This is a genomic window from Pseudomonas entomophila, from assembly GCF_013523165.1.
Taxonomy (GTDB): domain Bacteria; phylum Pseudomonadota; class Gammaproteobacteria; order Pseudomonadales; family Pseudomonadaceae; genus Aquipseudomonas; species Aquipseudomonas entomophila_A.
On sequence record NZ_JAAMQI010000017.1, the window covers coordinates 1 to 24,537 of the forward strand.

Here is a 24,537-nt window from a genome sequence, read left to right on the forward strand (position 1 = left end):
CGTACAAACAGATCGTCTGTGCGGCCATGCGCAAGCTGCTGCACCTGGTGTATGGCGTGGTGAAATCCGACAAACCATTCGACCCTCAGATCGCACTTGCGATGTGAGGATCAAGACGGTATCTACAGGTGACCGCGATGACCTGCACCACTGCGGTGGCACTACGGGTGTAGGAGCGGCCCCTGTGCCGCGATCGGCCCCGCAGGGGCCGTAAAATCAGCCCCCTTATCCTTCAGGCAAACCTGCCCGCCAAGCTCCGTCCATACCCGCTCACTCTCCCTCTCCCTCCGTATCATCCCGCGTGATCACCGAAATCTTGCCATTGCGCTCGACAATCGCATACTTGATCCGCTCCACTCGCTCCACCCCCTGATTGGCCCGTGCCGACTCCAAGATGTCGTCCTCGGTCAGCCGACACCGGCGCATGCGCCCGCGCAAGAAGCGTCCGTCCTCCACCACCACCGTGGCATGCCCATCCAGCAGACGCGCGGCGCGGGTCGACCGGACTTTGATCAACGACAACCCCACATCGAGCACGATCAGCGTGCTGATCACCAGCACGGCATTGGTGAACGAAAAGTCATCGCCCAGCAGCGCCTGCTGGGTGGCCTCGCCGATGATCAGCAGCAACACGAAGTCGAAGGTGGTCAGGTCAGACAGCGAACGGCGCCCTGCTACCCGGAACAGCACCATCAAGGCGATGTACATCGCCCCCGCGCGCAGCACTGCATCCATGGTCGATCCTCAGGGGTAGACGAAGGTGGCGAAACGCACGGCGCTGCCCGAACCGACCCGAGCTTTACCGACGATCGAGCCGACGCTGTCGTTGCGCAGGCTCAGGTAAAGCCGTGCGACCCCGTCGGCGTCGGTCTTCAGGTGCAACAGCAAGGCGCGCCCCTGACTGACCGACGCCGTCGGCTGCGGCTGCATCGACTCCACCGTCAGGTCACGGAACATCGGCCCGTCGAGCAACAGCTTGACCTCGGTCTCCGGTGCGCCCTTGACGCGGATATCGACATGCTCGGCCGCGCCGTTACGGCTGAAGCGCGCATACTCGACCTCGACACGGCCATCGGCGCTGGCCACCGTGCGATGACTGGCCGGCCCATTGCCGAACACGCCCGCCAACGCTGCGATGACCACCGCCAGCAAGACATACCAGCCGATGCGCTCGAACAGCCACACCCGCCGCTGCATGGACACGTCCTCCCGGACCGGGAATTCCCTGGACACCTCATCCTGCTCCATCGCCATGACACTCTACTCCGGCGCGGCCCTCAGGCCCGTTCGCCCTGTAACCAACGTTGATGAAAATGCATCAGTTGCACCAGCCCATGCATTGTGGCCTGGTGCAGCACCGCCTGGCGCTCGCCGAAGAACCGCTCGGTACGGCTGAAGATCGCGGGCGCCCCATGGCCTGCGAACCCCCAGGCGAAGCACACGGTGCCCGGCGCGATATCACCTTGCGCCTCGGGCCCTGCCACCCCGGTGGTGGCGATCGCCACATTGGCCGAGCTGTCGTTCAAGGCGCCCGCCACCATCTCTCGGGCAACCTCCTCGCTGGTCAGGCCGCAGCGCTCGATTGTCTGTGCCCGCACACCCAGCAACCGCTGCTTGGCCTCCGGGGAATACACCACATAGCCGCTTTCCAGCACGCAGCCCGTACCCGGTTTCTCGGACAACAACGCCACGATCCGCCCGGCCGTGCACGATTCGGCCGTGGTCAGCACCAGCTCATGCTGCTTGAGATACTTGAGCACCCGCTCGATGGGGTCGATGCCCATGACCTGTCCCTCGATCTGTCTGTTTGCCGATAGACGTCGAGGGCCTGGCAATGGTTCAGGCCAGGCACGGCCCGCGCCTTTTCAGAACGCCACAGGGCCCTTCGGCTCGTGGATGGGGCAACCACTGTGCTGCCGACGAAACGCGGCGGAGTGCTCGTAAGCCGCCTTGCGCACCCGCATCACGCCCCCGATCGGTCGGTGCGCCGCCAGGCCCTGCCAGGGGCTGAAGGCCATGTCATGATCGACCTTGCGCACGCCCTCGTCCGTGTAGCCCTGCTGTGGCGGCACGTGGATCCGTGCCACGGTCACATAGGGGCTGACGTCTTCCGGCCAGACCACAGAGGCATCCTCTACCGGCATCTGCGCCAGGTCGGTGGCCAACTGGATACGTACGTCCCACCCGCCCCCCTGTTGGCTGAGCACCTCGTCGATCACCCGGCGCAACCCATTCTCGTCACCGTCCAGGTCGATCGGGCGATCGGTCAGGGCCGTCAGGCCAGGCGACACTGGCGCCACGCTCAACTTGGCGTAGTAGCGCCCGTACAGCAGCGGCACCGAGGTATAGAACGTCTCGCCCAAAGGATGGGTCAGCGGGTGACCGCCCAGGCTCTTGAGCGTTGCGCTTTCACCACCGACCGCCTCGACCACCGCTTCGGCGCCGCGCAGGCCGGCCGACAGTACACGCTTGGTCAGCGGCATGCGATCGGTGGTCCTGGCCAGCAGCTTGAGCGTCTTGAGAAACGCCTTGGGGTTGGCGGCAGTGAACGCGGGCGCATTCTGCATCACGAAATCCTGGGTGACTTCGCCTTCGCTACCCGGCAGGCGCTCGCCGCGCACGCCAATCACCTTCAGTGCCAGCCCCCGTGGCGTGGAGACCCGGTCGTCCAGCAGATCACCAGGGTTGGTCGACACACGCATCACCACCGGGTAGGTGCCAGGCTGGCTGAACAGCCCCTGCGCCAGGGGCTCGGGCAGGCCGTCGAACACTTGCACCTGACCATGCATGAAGGCATGGGCCTTGGCATGCACGCTGCGCACGGGGTGTTGGTAGTGCGCGTTGGTCGTCTCGAGGATCGTGTGCAACGCTTCGATCAGCCCTTGGGTGGTCTCCTGTTCATCTTCGGCCACCTGTTCGAATTCGGGGCGAAAAGGCAGTGGCTGGGGGGTCACGGTCGTCATGGTCAGTCCTGCGTCGGCCAGGCGTCGATGGGCGCCTTCGGGCTTCCCAGATGACAATTGGCCATCAGCGGTGTTCCACATGCTCCCCTGCACTTCGTCGCCTGCTCCCACGCGAGGGCCTGACATCCTGCACGGCTTATCGCCTGGCGCTTGCAGCTTGTCGTCCGGTCCTTACAATCACCGTGATATCACGCACCGCTCACGTACCTCTGCAGGCCTGCCGCCCATGGCACTCGACCCCATCACCATGCTCACCTTGACCATCGCGCTGGCCGCGGCGGCTGCGCTGTACCTGGCCATCGAATGGGGCAGCGTGCGCGAGCAGTCGTTGCTGTACTGGAGCGCCGGGTTCGCCACCATCAGCGTGGGCTGCACCCTGTCGCTGCTGCGCAGCCAAGGCCTGCTGGTGGTCGGCATCTGGTTCGCCAACGGCCTGCTGATCACGGCGCACTGGCTGTTCCTGCTGGGGGTGGCGCGCTTCACCGAGCGCGGGCTGTCACGGGCCTGGTACCTGATCTTCGTCTGTTGGCTGGCCATGCTGGCGCTGCCGGCCGAGCCGTACTGGTCCAAGGTCATGACGGTGGTCAATGCCTCGCTGGTGGCGTTGCTGTCATTGCGCGCCAGCTTCCTGCTGCGCCCGCACGGCCGCTCCCTGAGCGTGGGGGCCGTGCAGTTGCGCCATGTGCTGTTCTTCCATGGCGCCTTCTACATCGCCAAGGCGGCCATCGCGATCCTGCCCGGCACCCTGCTCGACCTGGCGGCGCTGCGCGGCGAGATCATCCAGGTGTCGTTGGTCGAGGGGGCCATGGCGATCATGTTGATCGCCCTGTCGATGACCGGGACAGAGCGCCATCGTCGGGAAAAACGCATCGCCCGACTGGCCGCGCGCGACCCCTTGACCGCGCTCTACAACCGGCGCGCCCTGGAGGTCCGGGCCCCCAGGCTGCTCGAGGAGGTCTCGGCGACGAGACCCGGCGGGTTGCTGCTGATCGACATCGACCACTTCAAGCAGGTCAACGACCTGCATGGCCATGCGGCCGGCGATCAATTGCTGGTGATGCTGAGCGAGCTGATTCGTGCGGTGCCTCCCTATGGCGCCCTGCCCGCGCGCCTGGGCGGCGACGAGTTCGTGATCCTGCTGGCCGATACTTCGGCCGAGGCGCTGCGCACGGTTGGCGAGACCTTGCGCGCGCGCTTCCACGCCGCAGCGGCCTTGGCCTTCGAGACGCCCGACCCGGTGACCCTGAGCATGGGTGCCAGCCTGTTCGACACCCCGGGCGCCCACCTGACGGACGTGATCGATCGCGCCGACAGGGCGTTGTACGCGGCCAAGCGCGCAGGCCGCGACAACGTGCGGCTGATCGACCAGACGACGGCCATGGGTGTATTGCTTCAGGTGGACTGACACGCGGATCGGTCGATGGCCTCCACGTGAACCGCGCACCGCTCGACAGGCTGGCAGAACCTTTCCTCGCGCTGCTCACTCGTACGCTTAGGCACACGAAACGTCAGTCTTTAGAGGGAGCACCACCCTATGCGGCTCATCCATCCCGCAGCCCGTTATCGCCCTTACACTTCTGCGTCCGGCGGCTGGGGGTCGGCCCATTCGGTGATGAACATCCTCTGGCGCGAGCAGGCCCTGCGCAAAGGCCCCCTGGCACTGCTCAAGCAGAACAAGCCCAAGGGCTTCGCCTGCGTCAGCTGCGCCTGGGCCAAGCCGGGCGACCCACACGCGCTGGAGTTCTGCGAGAACGGCGCCAAGGCCACGGCCTGGGAACTCACCGCCCTGCGCACCGAGCCGTCGTTCTTCGAGCGCCATACCCTGACCGAACTGCGCGGCTGGACCGACTATGCGCTCGAGCAACATGGGCGCCTGACCCACCCGCTTCACTACGACGCTGCCAGCGACCGCTACCTGACCACCTCCTGGGAGGAAGCCTACACGCGCATCGGCGCCACGCTGAAGACGCTGCAGCCTGACGAAACCGTGTTCTACGCCTCGGGGCGCGCGTCGCTGGAAACCTCCTTCATGTACCAGTTGCTGGCCCGGGCCTATGGCACCAACAACCTGCCGGACAGCTCCAACATGTGCCACGAGAGCACCTCGGTCGGGCTACAGGAAAGCATCGGCGTGCCCGTGGGGACGGTGACGCTGGAAGACTTCGAGCACACCGACTGCCTGTTCTTCTTCGGCCAGAACGTCGGCAGCAACAGCCCGCGCATGCTCCATCCCCTGCAGGAAGCCCGCAAGCGCCACGTCCCGATCATCACCTTCAACCCCTTGCGCGAGCGAGGACTGGAGCGCTTCGTCAACCCGCAGTCCCCCTCCGAGATGCTCGGGCCGCAGTCCACCGTGATCAGCACCCAGTACCACCAGGTGGCGATCGGCGGTGACACGGCCGCGGTCATGGGCATCGCCAAGGCGCTGCTGGAGATGGACCGTCAGGCGTCGGCCCAAGGGCATGCCCCGGTGATCGACCGTGCCTTCATCGAGACCCACACCGAGGGGTTCGACGACTTTCTCGCGAGCGTCGAGCGGCACACGTGGGACGCGCTCGAGCAGCGCAGTGGCCTGAGCCGCAGCGCACTGGAGGCCGCCGCCACGGTGTACGCCCGCAGCGAACGGGTGATGATCGTCTACGGCATGGGCATGACCCAGCATCGCCACGGCGTGGAAAACGTGCAGATGCTGGTGAACCTGCTGTTGCTGCGCGGCAACATCGGCAAGCGCGGCGCCGGCATCTGCCCGGTGCGCGGACATTCCAACGTGCAGGGCCAGCGCACCGTCGGGATCACCGAAGACCCGGCCAAGGTGCCGGTCGAGAAGATCGAGTCGCTGTTCGGCTTCAAGGTGCCCGAGCACAAGGGCATGGCGACCGTGGATGCCTGCGAAGGCATTGTCGAGGGTCGGGTCAAGGCCTTCATCGGCCTGGGGGGCAACTTCCTGCGCGCCATCCCCGACACCGATCGCATGGAGCCGGCCTGGGCTGGCCTGAAACTGAACGTGCAGGTGGCGACCAAGCTCAATCGGACCCACCTGGTGCCTGGCGCCGACGCCTGGCTGCTGCCCTGCCTGGGTCGTATCGAGATCGACCGCCAGAACGGTCACGAACAAGCCTACAGCACCGAGGACAGCACCGGCTGCATTCGTGGCTGGCGGGGCACGGCCGAGCCGGCCAGCGAACACCTGCGCTCGGAAGTGGCCATCGTCGCCGGCCTGGCCCAGGCCATGCTCGGAGGGCGGACGCAGATCCCGTGGGAAGCCTGGCGCCAGGACTATGCGCTGATCCGCCAGGCCATCGGCCAGGTCTACCCGGAGATCTTCCACGACATGGAGGCCCGGATGTGGGAGCGCGGCGGGTTCCATCGCCCGCTTCCGGCGACCCGCCGCGAGTGGGCGACCCCGTCGGGCAAGGCGCAGTTCAAGGTGCCCAACGGGCTGGACGAAAACCCGGACATGGCCGGTGACGTCACGCGGCGCGACATCGTGCAGTTGATGACGCTGCGCAGCAACGACCAGTTCAACACCACGGTCTACGGCTACGAAGACCGTTTCCGTGGCGTCAGCGGCACCCGCAGCGTGATCTTCCTCAACCGCAACGACATCGTTCGCCTGGGCTTCGCGGCCGGGGACTGGGTGCGCGTGCGCACCGCCGTCGATACCCAGGTGCGCCGTGAGGTCGGGCCGCTCCAGATCATCGCCTACGACATCCCCGAAGGCTGCGCCGCCGCCTATTACCCCGAGGCCAACCCGCTGATCCCGCTGTGGCACTACGCCGAGCGCAGCAAGGTGCCGGCCGCCAAGTCCGTGCCGATCACCCTGCACCACGCCCGGCCGGAGCAGAGCGACCTGGACCATGCCGTGCCCGAGAAGGACCAGGTCATCTGACACGGCCTGACGCGTCCCGGGTCGCCTGACACGGGGCGCGTTCAGCGACGCGTGAGCATCCCCAGGGTCAGCAGGATGGCCAGCAGCGCGATCGCCGTGGCGATCAGCCCCAGGTGGTCCAGGCCGAAGGTGGTGATGCCGGCGCCCCCGAGGATCGCCCCCAGACCGATGCCGGCGTTGGCGGCCGAGATGTTCAGGGTCGCCGCCAAGGCCTGCGCCCGACCACCAGCCTGCATGACGCGAACCTGGCAGATCGGGAACAGCGCCGTGTAGGCCACGCCCCAGGCGATCAAGGCGACGATCACCCAGAGCCCATGAGCGGCAGCCGGTACGGCGGCCAGCATGCCGACCGCCAGCACCACCAGAAACAGCAGCATCGCCCCCAGCGGGCTTCGGTCCACCAGATAACCACCTAGCTGGTTGCCGACCATGCCGACCGCACCGAAGCCCATCAGCCACCAGCCCACCTGCCCTGCCGGAACCCCGGCCAGTTGCTCCAGGGTGTCGGCCAGGTAGGTATAGGCTGTGAACATGGCGGTGAAGGTGAGCACCGACAGCAGCACATGGGCGATGAAGCGCGGCTCGCGCAGGATCGCGGTCTGCCGTTCACCTTCGGCCGCTGCCGGTGCACCTGGCAAGGACGGCATGACCCGGTGCATCAGCAGGGCGATGGCCACGCACACCCCGGCCAGCAGCCAGAAACTGCCGCGCCAGCCAACGGTGTCGGCCGCCACGGTGCCCAACGGCACACCGAACACCAAAGCGGCCGAGATGCCCAGGTACACCCGCGAAACGGCCTTGCCCGCGTTGCCCGGACCCGCCAGTTGGCTGGCCGTCTCGCTGGCCGTACCCCAGAACACGGGCAGGCCGAGCGCCGGGATGAAACGGGCCAGCGCCAGCACCCAGACATTCGGGGCCACCGCTGCCAGGGCATTGGCGGCAGTGAACACCAATAGGATGCAGGTGAACAGCCGCTTGCGTTCGACCCGGGCCAGACGGGCCGTGAGCCAGGGTCCACAGAGCATGACGGTGAAGGCGAACAGCGTGACGGTCTGACCGGCCAACGCCACCGAGATGCCCAGGTCACGGGCCAGGGCCGGCAGCAGGCCGAGAATCAGGAATTCGGTGGTGACGATGATGAAGGCGGCGACGGCCATGATCAGGATCGGCAGGCCCGACCGGGTGGACGCCTGGGCGAACGGCGCCGCCTCGAGGGTGGATGTGGACGACATGACACTTGACTCCAAACGATTTGCCGTCAGGCTATTGGAGAATCTGCGGATGATCTCGGGTAAAACATCCTGATTGCCCGGACGTGAATTCCTGAATGGGGAGCAATCGATGCAAGGTTCCGAGCGGCTCAAGGGCTTGGATGTGTTCGTCGCCGTGGCGGACCTGGGCGGTTTCACCGCTGCGTCCGATCGCCTGAACCTGACCAGCTCGGCCGTGGGCAAGCGCATCGCCCGGCTCGAAGCGCGTCTGGGCGTGCGTCTGTTCCAGCGCACTACGCGGCGCCTGACCCTGACCGAGGCCGGTGCATCGTTCTACCGGACGTGCGTGTCGGTGCTGGCGGAACTGGAAGAAGCCGAGACGGCCCTGGTCACGCACGATCACGAGCCGCAAGGGCGAGTCCGGATCGACCTGCCAGCGTCCTACGGGCGCCTGCACGTGTTGCCGCTGATTCTCGACTTCGTGCGCCAGCATCCACGCCTGCAACCTCACGTGTCGTTCTCCGACCGTTTCGTCGACCCGGCGCACGAAGGCATCGACATCGTCGTGCGCATCGGCGGCTCGGACGCCTGGTCCGCCGCCTTGGGGCATCGCTACTTCGGCGCACAACGCCTGGTGTTCTGCGCGTCGCCCACGTACCTGGCGGCGCATGGCGTACCGCAATCGGCCGCTGACCTGGACCATCACCATTGCGTGGGCTACGCCCACGGCGACGGGCAGGTCAGCCCCTGGTTCTTCAAGGGGCGCCAGGCGGGCGATCAGGAGCGCCGCGTGGTGCAGACGCGCATCGCGGTCGGCGATGGCGAGGGCGAAGTCGCGGCCGTGCTGGCAGGCCATGGCGTCGGGCAACTGCCGACCTGGCTGGTGCAGCGGCACCTCGACACCGGGGCGTTGGTCGAGGTACTGCCCACCCTGGCGACCGATGGCCTGCCGATGAACCTGGTCTGGCTCAAGAGCCGCGAGGGCCTGCCCAAGGTGCGCGCGCTGCTGGATTACCTGGCCGAACGCCTGGCACCGTTCGGCAGCCTGGAGCCGACGCGGTCGGCTGGCCATTCAGGCATTGTCGACGCCCAGGGATGAAGGGGACGCCAGTTCTTGCCCTTCGAGCAATCCGGCCGCCTGCGCCAGGATGGCGACGATCTCCTCCCGGACTCGCCGCACCCGAGCGACGGCGCTGTCGGCGTGACCGACCAGCCAGAGCGTTTCCTGCAAGGGCATGGGTGTCGGCAGGCGCTGCAACCCCTGCGCCAGAAAACACGGCAAGATCCCGACCCCCAGGCCTGCACTGATCGCTGCGCGCTGACTGTGCAGATGCGTGGTGCGCAGGTCCGGCTGGCGCCCGGTCAAGGTTTCCAACCAGCCCCTGGCCGGCAGCTGAAGCTCGCCGGCCCAACCGACCAGGCGCACGCGTGACAGGTCCGTGTTCAGGCCAGGCGCCGCATACAGGCCATACGCCTGCGTGCCCACCCGCTGACGTGTCAGGGCGCCCTGTTCCGGTTTGACCAGACGCAGGGCCAGGTCGGCCTCGCCTCGGGCGATGCCAATGGGCGTCACGCCCGTCAGACATTCCAGTTGCAGCGCAGGATACTGCCTCAACAGCGGCTGCAACGCCGGCATCAGGATGTGATCGAGCAAGGTCTGAGGTGCGGCCAGGCGGACGGTGCCGCTTACCGTCTCGCCTGGCGTGCCATGGGCGGTGAAGCGCGCGATGGCCGCCTCGACCCCCTCGGTCTCGCTCATCAAGCGCTGCGCATCGTCCGTGGGCAGATAGCCGCTGGCATGCCGCACGAACAACGAGGTCCCCAAGGCACTTTCCAGCGCGCCGATGCGCCTGCCCACCGTCTGGATGCCCACATTCAGATGACGCGCCGCGCCGCTCAAGCCGCCGTGACGCATGACGGCGGCGAAGTACCGCAGGTCATTCCAGTTCAGGGGGGTGTTCATGGTTGGAAAACTGTCTTCCCTCTATCGTCATGGGTGTCGAAATGGCGCGCGGGGGATGATAGGTCACCCGTTCACAGAGTATCCAGCATGACACAGCAAACACCCGAACAGGCCAAGGCCTTGATTGGACGCTACCTCGACGCCTTCGCCCGGGGCGATGCCCAGGCGACCCTCGCGTGCATTCATCCACAGGCCATCTGGCATATCGATGGCGATCCCGAGGTGGTCACGGTGGGCCTGCTTCAGGGGCGCGAGGCCATCGCGACCTGGTTGGCGCGTTTCCCCGACGGTTTCCAGGCACAGACGTTCTCCATCCGCTGCCTGCTGAGCGATGGGCAGGACGTCGTCGCCCTGGGTCGCTTCCGGCACCGCGTGCTGCCTGGCACGAGCCTGGTCGACAGCGACTTCGCCATTCGCTTCACGCTCAAGGATGGCTTGATCGTTCGTTACCAGATTTTCGAAGACTCGCTAACGATCGCCCAGGCACGTGCCACGGGCTCGCCTGCCCGTCAGCTGCCGGTGGAGGGCGGGCGTCTGGGCTGGAACGACGTGGGGAATGGCAGCCCGGTGATGTTCTTGCATGGGCTGTTCCTGGATCGCAACGTCTGGAACCCGGTGATCGAAGCCTGCGCGGCCACTCATCGCTGTGTGGCGTTCGACATGCCAGGCCATGGCGTCAGCCAGTGGCGGGCCGGGCTGACGCTTGAAGGCATGGCGCGCACGTTTGCGTTATGGGCACGGGAGAACGACGCGGTGCCTTTGACGATCGTGGGGCATAGCCAGGGCGGCATGGTGGCGCTGCAACTGGCGGCAGCCTTTCCCGACCTGGTGAAACGTGTGATCGTGATCAACACCAGCGCACGCGAGGAACCGGCCGAACGCCTGCCCGTCTGGCGCAGGCGCCACGAACGGTTGCTGACGGGCGCAAGCGAACAGGTGTTCAACGAGGTACAGGCTTTCGCCGGTCGACCTGCGCCCTGTCTGTGGCAATCGGCCGAGCAGGCACGGCAGCGTCAGGTACTGCATCAACAGGCGCCGGCTGGCTTGGCCATGGCCTTGCAAGCCGCCGTGCTGGAGCGCAAGGACATGCGCGCATGCCTGGCGCGGATTCGTTGCCCGGTCACGGTATTGGCGGGTGGCCAGGACCTTGCGACACCACCTGAGCTGGGCAGGGAAATTGCCATGTCGGTGCGTCGAGGGGTCATTCAGGTGGTGGAGCATGCCGGGCATCAGTTGCCTACGGAAGCGCCGGACATCATCGCCGAAGCGATCATGAAGGATCATCGGGCGGCATGAGCTGAGCGTTCGGAAATGGGCTTGCCCGCGATGGCGCGGGTGCAGACGCCACCCCATCGCCCCCCCCTTCAACGCCTTCGAAGGGCATGGCGGCACGCGCCGCCATGAAGTCCCTTCGCCGATTGAGGTTCAGTGCGCCGCCCCAGCGCTCTGCCGTGGCACACCCTGCGCCTCCACCGTCACCGGCATCTCCGGCAATCGGTTGTTCATCACCCGCACGTTGCGCACCGGGTGCGCGAAACGCACGTCCAGGTCGCGCAGCCCTTCCAGCAGCTGCAGGTTGATCTCCTGTTGCAGGTCCATGTAGCGGTTGTAGTCCGGGCTCTGGACGATGTACACGACCTCGAACAACAGGCGGCTCTCGTCGAACGACAGAAAGTGCGCCCGATCGAAGCGCGTGTCCGGCTGGCGCTCGATGATCCCGCGCAGCATGGGCGACACCGCGCGCACCTTGTCGGCCGGCGTGTCGTAGCTGATGCCGAAGGTGAAGACGATGCGCCGGGTGTCCATGCGCTTGTAGTTGTGCAGGGTCTGCTTGAGCAGGTCGGCGTTGGAACACACCACCTGCTCGCCGCTGAGGCTGCGGATACGGGTGGTTTTCAGGCCGATGTGTTCGATGGTGCCGGCCACGTCGCCGAAGACCACGAAGTCGCCGATTTCGAACGGCTTGTCGAAGCCGATCGAGAGAGACGCGAAAATGTCGCTGAGCACGGTCTGCACCGCCAGGGCCACGGCGATACCGCCGACGCCGAGGCTGGCGACCAATGCGGTGATGTCCACGCCCAGGTTGGCCAGAATCGACAGCAACATGATCGCCCAGACCACGATCAGGCCCAGCACCGAGACGATGGTGGTCATGACCGGATTGAAGTGCCCCTTGTCCTTGTGGAACAGCAGGCCACGCCCCCAGAGACGTACGCAGGCGTCCAGCCAGAGGGCCACCTGCAACGCGAGGACCACGAACCAACCATGGGAAAGCCCCGCACGCCAGGTGCCGGGCAGGTCGATCAGTTTCAAGGCCAGCAGCAGGGAAAAGACGAACAGCAGCACGCCGCTGGTCCGGGTGACGATGGCCTTTGCCCAGATGCGGCCCTTGTGACCGCCGACCGTGTCTTCGTCATGGGCCAGGCGCCTGCGCAACAACGACACCAGGCTGCGCAACACCAGATGAATGACCACGGTCGCCGTCGCGACGATTCCGATGTTCAGCCAGACCGTCGTGTCCAGCCATGCCTGCCACTGCATCGTGCCTCCTCGAAAAAATTCACTGGTAAACAGTTCCTTTTTCGGAAGGCTCAGGGCTCAGAAGTTCCCGTCGATGTGACCGGGGCCGGCTCGCCGGGTCATGGCGACCGGCCATCTGGCAGGCTCAGCGGTAGCGTTCGAGCCAGTGTGCGTAGGGGGCTGGCAGCGTCCACGACGCCTTGTCGACGCCCAGCTCCTTGGCGGCGAAATAGGCCCAATGGGGGTCGGCCAGGTGCGCGCGCCCGACCGAGACCAGGTCCAGCTGACCTGCCTCGACGGCTTGGTGAGCAAGTTGCGGGGTACCGAAGCCCCAGGCCGAGGTCACCGGCAAGTCTGCTTCGCGACGCACGCGCTCGGCGATCGGCCCCATGAAGGCCGGGCCCCACGGGATGTTGGTGTCGGGGATGGTGAAGCCCACGCTCACGCTCAGCAGGTCCAGACCGCCGGCCTTGAAACGGCGCGCCAGCTCGATGGACTCGGTCAGGGTCTGCTCGTCGCGCCCGTCGTACTCGATCACACCAAAGCGTGCGGTCAAGGGCAGGTGCTCTGGCCAGACCTCACGCACGGCCGCCAGGGTTTCGAGCAGGAAGCGGCTGCGGTTATCGAAGCTGCCGCCGTAGGCGTCGGTGCGCTGGTTGGAGTGCTCCGAGAAGAAGCTTTGGCCCAGGTAGCCGTGGGCGAAATGCAGCTCGATCCACTCGAAGCCAGCGTCACGGGCGCGGCGGGCGGCATCGACGAAGTTCTGCTGGACGCGGGCGATGTCCTCGAGGGTCATCGCGCGCGGCACCTTGGGCAGGTGCTCGCCGAAAGCGATGGCCGAAGGGGCGATGGTCTGCCAGCCGCGCGGGTCATCGTCGGCGATGTGGTCATCGCCCTCCCAGGGACGATTGGCACTGGCCTTGCGGCCGGCGTGGGCGATCTGGATGCCCGGGACGCAGCCGGCGGCCTTGATGGCCTTGACCACCGGAACGAACGCGTCGGCCTGTTCGTCGGTCCAGATGCCTGCGCAACCGGGCGTGATGCGCCCCTCGGGCGCCACGGCCGTGGCTTCGACCACCAGCAGGCCGGCGCCGCCTCGGGCCAGACCGGCCAGGTGCACGTGGTGCCAGTCGTTGATCAGGCCGTCATCGGCCGAATACTGGCACATCGGCGGGATGGCGATGCGGTTACGCAGCGTGACGTCCTTGAGGGTGTAGGGTTGGAACAGTGCAGACATGGACAAGCTCCTTGGGAGGCTCATGTGTTTTCGATAGTTCGATCATAATCGAACTATGGCATTTGATGAAACCCCCGTTATCATGTGCGCCATGCGATCCTACAAACACCCTCACCCTGATGACTTCATGCTCGAGCGCGTTCTCTACGCCTTGAGCGACCCCGTTCGCCTGGACATCGTGCGCTGCCTGTCCACGGTGGAGGAAGCCAGCTGCGGCGAGCTGGACGGTGGTCGTCCGAAGTCGAGCATGTCCCATCACTTTCGTGTGCTGCGCGATGCCGGGCTGGTGCAGACCCGTAACGTGGGGACCACCCACATGAACTCGTTGCGGGCCGAGGCCATGCAGGCGCGGTTCCCAGGGTTGCTGGCGTCGGTGCTGGCGCAGCGGTGAGGTGAGTGTGCCGGGCGAGCCTGTGCGCCTGGAGGGTTGAAGCTGGGTGTCTTGGCTGCACTGGCCATGGCAGGGGGACGCTTTTGCAGGACTGTCTTTGTGGGCCCTGGCGGGCCCAATCGCGGCACTGGGGCCGCTCCCACAGGGGTCGAGTCGGTCTGGCAGGCCATCGTTGAAGATCGGCTTGTGAGCAGTCCACACCGAGTGCCAGCCTGTGCGTCTGGAGGGTTGGAAAATTGCGGCACTGGGGTGAACCACACCTGTAGCCGCATGATGGCGTCGCAGGCCATCGCGGTCTTCTGTGGGAGCGGCCCCAGTGCCGCGATTGGGCCCGCAGGGCCCATGAAAACAGCCACACCCTACGGCCGAGGAACACAAGCGTCTCAGCCACGCCCCAGGCTCTTCATCAATGGCGCATCTGGATACCCGGATGTCGCAATCAGACAACGGCCTGGCGCTGGCAATCGATCGCCCGCCTCGCTTGCTCGCCATACTTGCACCCCTGGAATGACCCTGCGCCACGGGTCGTTCCGTGCGACACCGCGAGTCGGCAGCCTCGCTTCACAATTCCAACGCTGCGGCGCCCCTGTGCATCGGCCTTTGCGCCTGCACGCCTTTGACCCTCATTCGAACAACCTCGCGCCACGCGGCCAGCAAGCGCCCGCGCGCACTTTCGTGAAGATCTGACTGCCCATGCTCGCTACTTCCCTCCCCGGCGCACACGTCTCGACCGGCCAGCGCACCGCGTTGCTCGTGGCACACCTTGCCGCCGTGCTGTTCGGGCTCACCGGCATCCTCGGTGCCTTGATCCAGGCCGACGCCAGCGTCATCACCTTCGGCCGTGCCACCGTCGCCTTCATCGCCCTGGGCTTCGTGGCCGGCCTCAAGGGCACACGTCTGCTCGACGCGCTGACCTGGCGCAACCTGCCCACGATTCTCCTGACCGGAACCTTGCTTGCCGTCCACTGGGTCGCCTTCTTCATCGCCGTCAAGGTGGGGGGCGTGGCCATGGCGACCCTGGGGTTCGCCGCATTTCCAGCGTTCATTGCGCTGATCGACGTGCTGGTCCTGCGCGAGCGTCTGGCTACCTTCGACACCTTGCTGCTGATGCTGGTCTCGACCGGGCTGGTCCTGGTGGTGCCATCGCTCGACCTGTTCGACCAAGGAACGCTGGGTCTGGCGTGGGGGCTGGCCTCCGGCTTGGCCTTCGCCGTGCTGACCGTGGTCAATCGACGCCGCGATGCCAGCATGAACGCCCTGCAGGTCGCCTTCTGGCAGAACGTGGTGGTCGCCGTGCTGGTCGGCCCGGTCGTCTTCGGCGCCTCGGAGGGCCTTCGGCTACAGGGCGATGACTGGACGCACCTGATCCTGCTGGGCGTGTTCTGCACAGGCCTGGCGCAGTTTCTGTTCGTCAAGAGCCTGGAAGGCCTGCCGGCGCGCACGGCAGGCATGATCATCGCGCTGGAGCCGGTCTATGCGATCGCCGGGGCCTGGTGGCTGTTCAGCGAACAACCTTCGCTGCGCATGCTGTGTGGCGCGTCGGTGATCGTGCTCGCCACGCTGATGAGCGCTGCACGCAAGGCGCCCGCTCACTGACAGGCACGCCCTCCTTTGCCCCTCCGGGCGACGGTGGGCGTGGCCAGGTCATTGCAACCAGGGCGGTGGCGGCTCCTGGTCCTTGGCCGGACCTTGTTCGGCTTCGGCCCTGCCTGCGCGGCGGCGCGCATCCTCGAAGCGGGCTGCCTCGATTTCCCGCAGCACGCCCCCCACATCCGCCTCGTGGGTGTCGTCTTCGTACAGCCCCGTCAATGGCGCATCCGGCGTGAGCTGCCCGGCCTGGTACAACGACCAGATCTCACGCGCGTACCGCGTCTGCCTGATCGACGGGTCGAAGCGGCTGAAGTAACCGCTCATGTTCTCGACATCACGCTCCAGCATGCTGAACGCATGGTTGTTGCCCGCAGCATCCACCGCCTGAGGCAGGTCGATGATCACCGGACCGTCGGGACCGAGCAGCACGTTGAATTCGGACAGGTCGCCATGCACCAGGCCGGCGCACAGCATCAGCACCACCTGGCGGATGACGAACTGGTGATACTCGCGGGCCTGCTCCGGCTCCAGCACCACATCGTTCAGCCGCGGCGCCGCATCCCCGTCGGCATCGGTGACCAGTTCCATGAGCAGGACGCCGTCCAGGAAGTCATAAGGCTTGGGCACCCGTACACCGGCGCTGGCCAAGCGGAACAGGGCCGCCACCTCGGCATTCTGCCAGGCGTCCTCGGCTTCCTTGCGCCCGTACTTGGAGCCCTTGGCCATGGCCCGGGCCTGGCGACTGTTACGCACCTTGCGCCCTTCCTGATACTCGGCCGCCTGGCGGAAGCTCCGCTTGTTGGCTTCTTTGTAGACCTTGGCGCAACGCAAGGCCTGGCCGCAGCGGACCACATAGACCGCTGCTTCCTTGCCACTCATCAAAGGCCGGACGACTTCGTCGACCAGACCGTCCTCGATCAGCGGTTCAATCCGTTTTGGTGTCTTCATCGGGTGTTTTCTGGATACTGCGTGGCCGAACACCGGGCCATGGTCTCACAGGTGACGGCAATACGCTTGCCTGTCGAAACGCCCATGGCCCGGACCTGCCAGGCTGCCCGGCCTGGGCCGGACAGCCTTTTGCCTCACGGGGTGCGCGTCACCCGCCAGACCGTGTTGGCCAGGTCGTCGGCGATGATCAGCGCACCTTTCGGGTCCACGGTCACCCCGACCGGGCGGCCACGGGTCTTGCCATCGTCGTCACGGAAGCCCGTGGCGAAGTCGACCGGTTCACCGGCCGGCTTGCCGTCGCGGAACGGCACGAAGATGACCTTGTAACCCACCGGATCGGATCGGTTCCAGCTGCCGTGCTCGCCGACGAACACACCGTCGGCGAAGCGCTCGCCCATGGCCGGCAGCGAAAAGTCGACGCCCAGTGCGGCCACGTGCGAGCCCAGGCTGTAGTCCGGCTTGATGGCCGCGGCGACCTTGGCCGGGTCCTGCGGCTGGGCGCGCGGGTCGACGTTCTGGCCCCAGTAGCTGTAGGGCCAGCCGTAGAAGGCGCCTTCTGTCAGCGAGCTGAGGTAGTCCGGCACCAGGTCCGGCCCCAGTTCGTCGCGTTCGTTGACCACTGCCCAGACCTGGCCGGTGCCGGGCTGAATGGTCAGCGCCGTAGGGTTGCGGATCCCGGTCACGTAGGGCTTGTGCGCCCCGGTCTGGGCATCGATCTGCCAGACGACCGCACGGTCCACTTCGGCTTCCATGCCGCGCTCGGTGATGTTGCTGTTCGAGCCGATGCCCACGTACAGGAAGCGACCGTCGTCACTGACGGCCAGGGACTTGGTCCAGTGGTGGTTGATCTGCGACGGCAGTTCGGTGAGCGTGACCGGCGCACCACTGGCCTGGGTCTGCCCCTCGGTATAGGCGAAGGTCACCAGGGCATCCTGATTGGCGACGTACAGCTTGCCGTTGGCCAGGGCCAGGCCATAGGGCGCGTTGAGGTTCTCGGCGAACACCGTCTGCACCTCGTAGCGCCCGTCGCCATCAGCGTCACGCAGCAGCGTCAGACGGTTGCCACCCTTGACCTGGGTATTGCCCTTGGCCTTGATGTAGCCGGCGATCACATCCTTGGGCTTGAGCTTGGCGGCATTGCCACCGCGGCCTTCGGCGACCAGGATGTCGCCGTTGGGCAGCACCAGGGTCTGACGCGGAATCTTCAGGTCCTTGGCGATCGCCGTGACCGCGTAGCCTTCCGGCACCGTGGGGGTACGATCGCCCCAGGCACTCGGCTCGGCGATCTTCATGCTCGGCAGCAGGCCGCGCTGCTGTTCGGGCAGTTTCGGGTCCGGGCCGCGAGCCTGGGTCTTGTCGGGGTCGGTGTCGCCACAGCCGCTCAGCAGCAGGGCCATGCTCAAGGCCGTCAATGCATGGGTCGATTTCATACCACCTCCTCCGAACGCAGGCCGGTCAGGCCGATCCAGGCCGTGATCAGCGACAACAGGGCCACGATGGCGGACAGGACGAGGCCCGAGGGCATCATCGCCCAGGCGTCCTTGGCATGCTCGAACGCACCGACCAGGCCCAGCACCCACGTGACCAGCAGCAGCACGAAGTACAGCGCCGGGCGACCGCCCTTGCGCTCGGCGCGCACCAGGTTGACCAGCGCGAACAGCAATGCCAGCCCGGCGAAGAGCAAGCCGCCTGCGATCAGCCACGACGCGAAGTTGCTCCACTGGATCTGGTAGGTCTTGGCATAGGCGATGTCGCTGAGCAGCGCGCCCAGAAACAGCGGTACGGCGCCTGCGAGCAGGATCGCATGCAGCGGCCCGGGCCGGCAGCGATGAAGGGGGTAGGCAGTTGCGGTCACGGCGGTCTCCTCAGGGTTCAGCGACCTGGATCACGGCTTGACGTGGATACGCTGGGCCATCAGGGTCGCGCGGACGTTGCAGAGAAAGTGATTGCACCTTGACAGCTTTAGTTCACCGTCCGCCCTTGCTCAGACTCATCGGGCCCGTCGCGCGGGGGAAAATTTTGTTAACAAATTGTGAAAACAATATAAAAGAATTGATATTATCTGCGTTGAATTCTCATTTGCGAACGCGCTTCACTCGCGTCCTTTCGCTCGACTCAGGAACAGGCTCCCTTGAACCCTCGTTTTTCTGCCCTCGTACTGCTTGCCGGTGTCTGTAGCCACCCCCCGTCCCTCATGGCCGCTACCGAAGTGGTCCTGCCCAACATTCAGGTCGAAAGCAACAGTGAAGCCGACGGCGGCTTGAGCAAGGGCTATCAAGGCCGGACCGCCAGCAGCACCACCCGCCTGGGGTTGTCCAAGCAGGAAACGCCGCAGGCGGTGACCACCTTGACGCGCGAGCAGATCGATGACTTTCGCATCAACGACGTCAGGCAGGCCCTGCGTGCCGCGCCATCGGTCACGGTCGAGCAGATCGAAACCGATCGCACGATCTTCACCTCGCGTGGCTTCACCATCGATACGTTTGAGTACGACGGCATGGGCATGCCGTTCGCGGCGACGACCCTGATCGGCGCGCAGGACCTGGCCGAATACGAGCAGATCGACGTGCTGCACGGCGCCAATGGCTTGATGAGCGGCACGGGCAACCCGTCGGCCACGGTCAACTTCGTGCGCAAGCGCCCTACCCTCACGCCCCAGGCCTCGATCGGTGTCAGCGCCGGTGCCTGGGACAACCGGCGCATCGCCGCCGACGTGTCCGGCCCGCTCACCGACAGCGGGAACGTGCGTGGGCGCTTCATCTATGCCCATGACAAAGGCAATTCCTACCTGGATCGCTATGGCCACGAGCTGAACGTGGCCGCCGGGCTGCTGGCGTTCGACCTTTCCGACGCCGATACCCTGACCGTGGGTTTCTCCCAGCACAACAGCGATGCCAATGGCAGCAGCTGGGGCAACCTGCCCCTGGTCGATGCCAGCGGCCGGGCCCTTCACTACAGCAGCCGCAGCACCAGCGTGGGCCAGCCCTGGACCTACTGGAACCTGCACACGCAACGGGCGTTCGCCGAGCTGACCCACGCGTTCGGCAACGGCTGGAACGGCAAACTGACGGTGACCGGTGTCTCGCAGAAGCAGGACACCAACATGTTCTACCTGTACAACGTGGTCGGCGACGCTGCGACCTCGTACGCCAGCGACACCACCAGCGACGAGCATCAGTTGATCGGCGAGGCGCAGCTCTCCGGGCCGTTCACGCTGCTGGGCCGAGATCACGAGCTGACCCTGGGCGCTAACTATGGGCGTACACACCACACGGAACGCGGCTACAACGTCAGTGAGGACGGCTATTTCGACTCGTCCTTCTCCGAAGCGCTGGCCGGCCGCATCCTTCGACCCTCCTTGGCCTATACCAGCGAAGCCAATACCCAGAACTTCACCGACCGCCAGAAGAGCCTGTACGCCGGGGCCCGCTTCAGCGTGATCGACGACCTGCACTGGATCCTCGGCGCACGGATGCTCAGCGCCGACGGCGAAGGCGACAGCTACGGCAGCTCGCACTACACCCGCGAGCACGGCAAGGTCACCCCGTACACCGGTCTGGTGTATGACCTGACCCCGCAATGGGCAGTGTATGGCAGCTGGACGCAGATCTTCAGCCCGCAGTACGAGGCAGGCCTGGATGGCGGATTGCTCGACCCTCTGGAAGGCACCAGCGCCGAGGTCGGCATCAAGGGCAGTCTCATGGACCAGCGCCTGGACCTGTCCGCCGCGCTGTTCAAGACCCGTCAGGAGAACGTCGCCGCCAATCCGGTGTACGAGGGCAATCGCTACCTGTACGAAGGTGTGGACTACAAGAGCCACGGCATCGAGCTGGAGGCCTCGGGCGAACTGCTGCCTGGGCTGAACGTGCTGGCCGGCTACACCTACGTACGGATCGAGGACCCGGAGGGCGACAAGGCGCGTCAGTTCGTCCCCAGCCATAGCCTGCGCAGCCTGCTCACCTACCGCCTGCCGACCCTGCCGCAGGTCAAGGTCGGTGGCCGTTTGAGCTGGCAGAGCGCCGTGCGCAGCGACACGTATCATGAAGCGCGCCAGGAGGCCTACGCCTTGCTGGACCTGATGACCACCTACGACATCGACGATCACTGGAGCACGTCGCTGAACCTCAACAACGTCACCGACCGCAAGTACCTGCAATCGCTGCAGACCGGCAGCAGCTCGAACTACGGGGCACCGCGTAATCTGACGGCATCGGTGACCTGGACCTACTGAAGGCGCCAGGACTTGGAGGCGCCGACGCTGTCGACGGCGTTGGCTTCTATGGGGCTTGCCAGCCATGCAGGCGGCGACGGGCCGGACGCTATCGTGGGCAAGCCCGCTCCCACAGGTCCGTGGTGGCCGGCCTTACCGCGGCATGGTCGTGGGGGTCTGGACTGCATCAATGCTCTGATAGATCAACGCACTCCCTTGTCGGCGATGACGGCAGTCGGCGCGCCCTGTGGGAGCAGGCTTGCCCGCGATGGCGGCAGTGCAGGCGCCCTCGCCAGCCAGGCGGATCACTTCTTTTTCTTCAACGCCTTCAGGCGAGCCTTGGCCTGCTTGACCACCTCGGCGCGCTCGCCCTTCTTCAGGCGCTTCCACTCACGGATCTCGTCCTTCAGCCGCCCGCACCCGGTACAGACGCCGTCACGGACCTTGCAGTTCGAGGTACAGGGGTTGTCGCTGTCTTTGCCCAACTCATCGTCTCCCACAAGTGGCGAGCATGCCTATGGCTTCGACACGGCCATCGGGCCGACGACTCAACCGCAGCGAGGACGCGGCTAGAAGAAGCTGCGCTGGGCCTTGAGCATGACCATGCTGTCGCACTGGGCATTGATGCCCGAATACACGTCGCAGCCGCTGCCGCTCAGGTCCGAACCGCTGTAGATCAGGTCCAGGTCCATTCCCAGCCAAGGCCGCGACAGTTTCAGGGACCAGTCGCTGAAGGCGTTGACCTCACCGCCACCGCCAATGGTGAACGGCGTCCCTAACCGATGATGCGCCACCTTGAACGTCACGCCGATGTCGAGCAGCGGCACCTGCCCCAGGTCGGCGTACAGCGTCCCCGTCCGGTTGTCCGGGTTGTCGTTGAGCGCCCCACCCAGGCGACTGCCGAACATCGACAGGCCGCCGTACACGGCATGGCTGTCACCGCCCGAGATTTCGGGGTAGCTGTAATGGATCATGCCCACTTCGTACCCCAGGCTGGTGTCGAAGCGGTGGCGATAGCCCAGGTAGCTGTCCAGTTGCAAGGTGGCGGTCGGCGCAATGCCCATGCTCGGGGCGAACTGGCCGAAATACACGCCACTGGGGTGGGTGAAGTCCAGCCCCCCATGGAACGAGCTGACGGCGCTCGGCGCAATCAACCCTTGGGCCATGCTGCGCGAGGGGGTGGTACCGAGCTTGAAGTCGAAGTCGCCCAACTGCCGCTGGATCTGCTGGGCCCAGGCACCTGGGCTGAGGAGGACCAGGGCGGCCACCAGCAGAAGAGGCCTGGTCATGCCGGTCTCCTGAAGAGTCTGTTCTAGAGGGGAAGGAGGATACCTGCGTCGGCCACTGGTAGATGACCGTTCGTCGAGCCGTCACGTCGTACGGCTCACCGTTTCAGCTTCGACGAAACGGCCGCCAGCCCGACAGGGCATGGGCCCCGCCGCGCTGGCGGCCGCTTTGACGCCCCTTCTGGATGAGCGTCGCGTCGCGATCGGTCGATCAGTCGAGCAGGTCGGCAGGGACCTGACCGCCGTTTTCCGACAGCTTCTTCAACACTGCCTTGTGCAGCCACAGGTTCATGGCAGCCGAGTCATCGGTCGAACCGGTGTAGTTCAGTTCCTTGGCCAGCTCTTTGCGATTGGTCAGGCTGCTGTCGATGTTCAGCAGCTTGAGCAGGTCGACGATCGAGGTTTTCCAGTTCAGCTTCTCGCTGTTCTGGGCAGCCAGGCCATCGAGCTTGGCCGCGACGTCGACCTGTGACAGGGCAGCCGGGGCTGGCGTGGAGGCCGAGGCCGTCGCCCCTGGGGTGGTCGACGCGGAGGCGTCTGCCGAGGCGGCGCCGCCACCTGCGGTAGACGCGTCGCTGGCCGTTGGTGCGGTGCCCTGATCGTGTTTGCGCAGGCCCAGTTTTTCGAGGATGGTGCCGAAGAGACTCATGTCGATTTCCTTTCTCTGGAGGGAATGATCAAGCGGTGGGCATGACCGACGGACACACAGGCCCATCGGTTGCCCGGTTACGATCAACGGCCTTTGAGCGGATCGTTCGGTGGCGTGATCGAGGCATCGCGACGTACGGCGCCTGGATCGTTCTGGACCTCGACATCGGTGCGACGAACCGTGTCACGGATGGTTTCCTGATGGTCGCTGGACTGCTTGCCCACGCTGACCTCCTCCACCACGCGTGCCGATTTCTCGACCACGGCCTGCTCGGCGGTTTCCTGGATCTCGATCGAGCCGGCCTTGAAGCCGTCCAGGTCGGCTGCAGTGGCCGGACGGTCCACCGGGCGACGTTCGATGTGGGCGTGTTCCTCGTGCAGGTTGACCGTCTCTTCGACAGGACGCTCGCTGAGGCGCGAGACCACGCGAACACGGCCGGTGGCGACTTCGCGCTTGCCGACGCGCAGGTCTTCCTCGATCACCGGGATCGACGTGCGGCCCGTGGCAGTGTCGAGGCCGGCAGTGTCGAGGCTGCGGTCCACGACATCGGCGCGGTCGGCGCCCAGGTGGGTGCCGGCGACGTGCGTCGTGGCGCCTGTGTTTTCGCGGCTCCAGCCAGCGACACGCTCATCGACGTCGATGGCACCATTGCGCTCGAGAATCTCCTCGGCCTTGTCGGCCTGCTCGTCGCTCATGACCGTCACGGTCAGCACGGCAGCGCCGCGGCGGGACAGTTCGGGGTAGGCGGTGGCATAGCGGTGCGGCTTGTTGGCATCGTGTTCATCGGTGCCGAACAGGGAGCTGAAGAAATGGCTGACCTTCTCGCCGAAGGACTCATGATGAGCAGGATCGTCGGCACGCCCTTCGGCGGCATGCAATTCAGAAGACGACAGTTCGATATTGCTCTCGAGCACGTGTTGGGCCAGCAGATCGCGCTTGGCGGCCTGGGCTTCGGTCAGGGTGTCGAAAGCGGCAACGAGTGTATGAGTCATGCGTCTCTCTCTTTGCGGGTAATGGAACTGGGGGTCCGGGCAGCGGCAGGAGTGTCGCCTTGCGGGTCGTCGGTCGGCGCGTTGCGGTGCGTGAGCACGATGTCTTCACGGCGCAGGCTGACCGTCTGTTGGAACGGGACGTCTTCGACGAAAGGCCGGATATGCAGCTCTTCCTTGAGCACCAGGCGTTTTTCGACGACGAGGACTTCTTCGAGTACAGGAATGATGGTCACACCGTCCTCGACACGCGTCTGTGGCGGATGGTCCCGGTCCACCGGCGTGCCTTTGGCGACGCGCTCGACCGAAGCCCCTTCCTTGCGCAGGGTGTCGCGAACCACCTGTTCATGCGAATGCACCTGTTTGTCCACGGTGGTGATACCCGTGACGACAGTGCGCTTCGACAGGCTGGCTGCTTCTTCCAGCACGGGAATGGACGCTTCGTGGTGATCAGGTCGGGTGTCCATGACGCAACGCGTGTCCTCGAAATCTCATGGGTTACCCTTAACCTGAGTGACGCGAATGCACCTCGGTTCAACCGAATTGCCCTGCTCGGCCGACGAATGGTCGGCGGGTCGGCCGCCGGGCAAGGCAAGACTTTGCCAGGCAAAACCCGGATAATGCCGGCCTGTCGTTCTTCTACGGTTCTCTTCGTGGCCTGCGCCCTCCTCCTGAGTGTCGGCCGCGTCAT

Annotated in this window: 23 protein-coding genes; 7 read left to right on the top strand and 16 right to left on the bottom strand. The window is 65.7% G+C overall.

The annotated features are described in order from the left end of the window. Positions 1-270: 270 nt before the first annotated feature. From G7Z99_RS14185 to G7Z99_RS14200, 4 genes are all read right to left on the bottom strand, one after another. Positions 271-735, bottom strand: coding sequence for a DUF421 domain-containing protein (locus G7Z99_RS14185; RefSeq protein ID WP_181094828.1), 465 nt, complete (start codon positions 733-735; stop codon positions 271-273). Positions 736-744: 9 nt separating this feature from the next. Continuing rightward, a complete protein-coding gene (locus tag G7Z99_RS14190) occupies positions 745-1,254 on the bottom strand; it encodes a hypothetical protein (RefSeq protein ID WP_308812295.1) in 510 nt (169 codons plus the stop codon). A gap of 23 nt (positions 1,255-1,277) precedes the next feature. Then, complete coding sequence (locus G7Z99_RS14195; protein WP_181094830.1) at positions 1,278-1,784, bottom strand: CinA family protein; 507 nt, start codon at positions 1,782-1,784, stop codon at positions 1,278-1,280. An 81-nt stretch (positions 1,785-1,865) separates the two neighbouring features. Then, positions 1,866-2,963: a catalase family protein gene (locus tag G7Z99_RS14200; RefSeq protein WP_181094832.1), complete on the bottom strand. Its 1,098-nt coding sequence runs from the start codon at positions 2,961-2,963 to the stop codon at positions 1,866-1,868. Positions 2,964-3,189: 226 nt separating this feature from the next. On the opposite strand from G7Z99_RS14200, the gene G7Z99_RS14205 reads away from it, so the two are divergent. Beyond that, positions 3,190-4,368, top strand: coding sequence for a GGDEF domain-containing protein (locus G7Z99_RS14205; protein ID WP_181094834.1), 1,179 nt, complete (start codon positions 3,190-3,192; stop codon positions 4,366-4,368). 129 nt (positions 4,369-4,497) lie between these two features. Then, a complete protein-coding gene (locus G7Z99_RS14210; protein WP_181094836.1) occupies positions 4,498-6,852 on the top strand; it encodes an FdhF/YdeP family oxidoreductase in 2,355 nt (784 codons plus the stop codon). A gap of 41 nt (positions 6,853-6,893) precedes the next feature. On the opposite strand, the gene G7Z99_RS14215 is transcribed toward G7Z99_RS14210, so the two are convergent. Further along, positions 6,894-8,084 carry an MFS transporter gene (locus G7Z99_RS14215; RefSeq protein WP_181094838.1) on the bottom strand — a complete coding sequence of 397 codons (1,191 nt, stop codon included), beginning with the start codon at positions 8,082-8,084 and terminating at the stop codon, positions 6,894-6,896. A gap of 109 nt (positions 8,085-8,193) precedes the next feature. On the opposite strand from G7Z99_RS14215, the gene G7Z99_RS14220 reads away from it, so the two are divergent. Continuing rightward, positions 8,194-9,162: a LysR family transcriptional regulator gene (locus tag G7Z99_RS14220; RefSeq protein WP_181094840.1), complete on the top strand. Its 969-nt coding sequence runs from the start codon at positions 8,194-8,196 to the stop codon at positions 9,160-9,162. Here the strand turns inward: G7Z99_RS14220 and G7Z99_RS14225 are convergent. Beyond that, positions 9,136-10,026, bottom strand: a complete 891-nt coding sequence (locus G7Z99_RS14225) for a LysR family transcriptional regulator (RefSeq protein WP_219854227.1) — start codon at positions 10,024-10,026, stop codon at positions 9,136-9,138. The two genes, G7Z99_RS14220 and G7Z99_RS14225, sit on opposite strands and share 27 nt — an antisense overlap. Positions 10,027-10,113: 87 nt before the next feature. On the opposite strand from G7Z99_RS14225, the gene G7Z99_RS14230 reads away from it, so the two are divergent. Continuing rightward, positions 10,114-11,322, top strand: a complete 1,209-nt coding sequence (locus G7Z99_RS14230) for an alpha/beta fold hydrolase (protein WP_181094842.1) — start codon at positions 10,114-10,116, stop codon at positions 11,320-11,322. Positions 11,323-11,451: 129 nt separating this feature from the next. Here the strand turns inward: G7Z99_RS14230 and G7Z99_RS14235 are convergent, their stop codons facing one another. Together G7Z99_RS14235 and G7Z99_RS14240 are read right to left on the bottom strand one after the other, a co-directional pair. Beyond that, complete coding sequence (locus G7Z99_RS14235; protein ID WP_181094844.1) at positions 11,452-12,567, bottom strand: mechanosensitive ion channel family protein; 1,116 nt, start codon at positions 12,565-12,567, stop codon at positions 11,452-11,454. A gap of 124 nt (positions 12,568-12,691) precedes the next feature. Then, the gene (locus tag G7Z99_RS14240) at positions 12,692-13,783 is read right to left on the bottom strand and encodes an NADH:flavin oxidoreductase/NADH oxidase (RefSeq protein ID WP_181094846.1); all 1,092 of its coding nucleotides are present in this window, start codon (positions 13,781-13,783) and stop codon (positions 12,692-12,694) included. A gap of 55 nt (positions 13,784-13,838) precedes the next feature. Here G7Z99_RS14240 and G7Z99_RS14245 point away from each other — a divergent pair, with 55 nt between their 5' ends. Beyond that, positions 13,839-14,174, top strand: coding sequence for an ArsR/SmtB family transcription factor (locus G7Z99_RS14245; RefSeq protein ID WP_181094847.1), 336 nt, complete (start codon positions 13,839-13,841; stop codon positions 14,172-14,174). Between the two features lie 693 nt (positions 14,175-14,867). Further along, positions 14,868-15,770: a DMT family transporter gene (locus G7Z99_RS14250; protein WP_181094848.1), complete on the top strand. Its 903-nt coding sequence runs from the start codon at positions 14,868-14,870 to the stop codon at positions 15,768-15,770. A gap of 48 nt (positions 15,771-15,818) precedes the next feature. Here the strand turns inward: G7Z99_RS14250 and G7Z99_RS14255 are convergent, their stop codons facing one another. The 3 genes from G7Z99_RS14255 to G7Z99_RS14265 all read right to left on the bottom strand — a co-directional run bounded on the left by G7Z99_RS14255 (position 15,819) and on the right by G7Z99_RS14265 (position 18,567). Continuing rightward, the gene (locus G7Z99_RS14255; RefSeq protein ID WP_181094849.1) at positions 15,819-16,712 is read right to left on the bottom strand and encodes a PA4780 family RIO1-like protein kinase; all 894 of its coding nucleotides are present in this window, start codon (positions 16,710-16,712) and stop codon (positions 15,819-15,821) included. Positions 16,713-16,846: 134 nt separating this feature from the next. Next, on the bottom strand, positions 16,847-18,142 hold the full coding sequence (locus G7Z99_RS14260) for a PQQ-dependent sugar dehydrogenase (RefSeq protein ID WP_181094850.1): 1,296 nt from the start codon (positions 18,140-18,142) through the stop codon (positions 16,847-16,849). Further along, on the bottom strand, positions 18,139-18,567 hold the full coding sequence (locus tag G7Z99_RS14265; protein WP_181094851.1) for a DUF2231 domain-containing protein: 429 nt from the start codon (positions 18,565-18,567) through the stop codon (positions 18,139-18,141). The genes G7Z99_RS14260 and G7Z99_RS14265 overlap by 4 nt, the downstream gene beginning before the upstream one ends. A gap of 339 nt (positions 18,568-18,906) precedes the next feature. Here G7Z99_RS14265 and G7Z99_RS14270 point away from each other — a divergent pair, with 339 nt between their 5' ends. Further along, positions 18,907-20,943 carry a TonB-dependent siderophore receptor gene (locus G7Z99_RS14270; RefSeq protein ID WP_181094852.1) on the top strand — a complete coding sequence of 679 codons (2,037 nt, stop codon included), beginning with the start codon at positions 18,907-18,909 and terminating at the stop codon, positions 20,941-20,943. A 284-nt stretch (positions 20,944-21,227) separates the two neighbouring features. On the opposite strand, the gene G7Z99_RS14275 is transcribed toward G7Z99_RS14270, so the two are convergent. The 5 genes from G7Z99_RS14275 to G7Z99_RS14295 all read right to left on the bottom strand — a co-directional run bounded on the left by G7Z99_RS14275 (position 21,228) and on the right by G7Z99_RS14295 (position 24,313). Continuing rightward, entirely contained in the window at positions 21,228-21,407 is a 180-nt protein-coding gene (locus G7Z99_RS14275; RefSeq protein WP_181094853.1) for a DUF1289 domain-containing protein, read from the bottom strand. 84 nt (positions 21,408-21,491) lie between these two features. Beyond that, positions 21,492-22,211 carry a TorF family putative porin gene (locus tag G7Z99_RS14280; RefSeq protein ID WP_181094854.1) on the bottom strand — a complete coding sequence of 240 codons (720 nt, stop codon included), beginning with the start codon at positions 22,209-22,211 and terminating at the stop codon, positions 21,492-21,494. A gap of 208 nt (positions 22,212-22,419) precedes the next feature. Then, positions 22,420-22,857: a DUF3597 domain-containing protein gene (locus G7Z99_RS14285; RefSeq protein WP_181094855.1), complete on the bottom strand. Its 438-nt coding sequence runs from the start codon at positions 22,855-22,857 to the stop codon at positions 22,420-22,422. An 83-nt stretch (positions 22,858-22,940) separates the two neighbouring features. Beyond that, positions 22,941-23,849 (bottom strand): YsnF/AvaK domain-containing protein, encoded by a 909-nt coding sequence (locus G7Z99_RS14290; RefSeq protein ID WP_181094856.1) that lies wholly within the window; start codon positions 23,847-23,849, stop codon positions 22,941-22,943. After that, positions 23,846-24,313 carry a YsnF/AvaK domain-containing protein gene (locus G7Z99_RS14295; protein WP_181094858.1) on the bottom strand — a complete coding sequence of 156 codons (468 nt, stop codon included), beginning with the start codon at positions 24,311-24,313 and terminating at the stop codon, positions 23,846-23,848. The genes G7Z99_RS14290 and G7Z99_RS14295 overlap by 4 nt, the downstream gene beginning before the upstream one ends. Between the last annotated feature and the right edge of the window lie 224 nt (positions 24,314-24,537).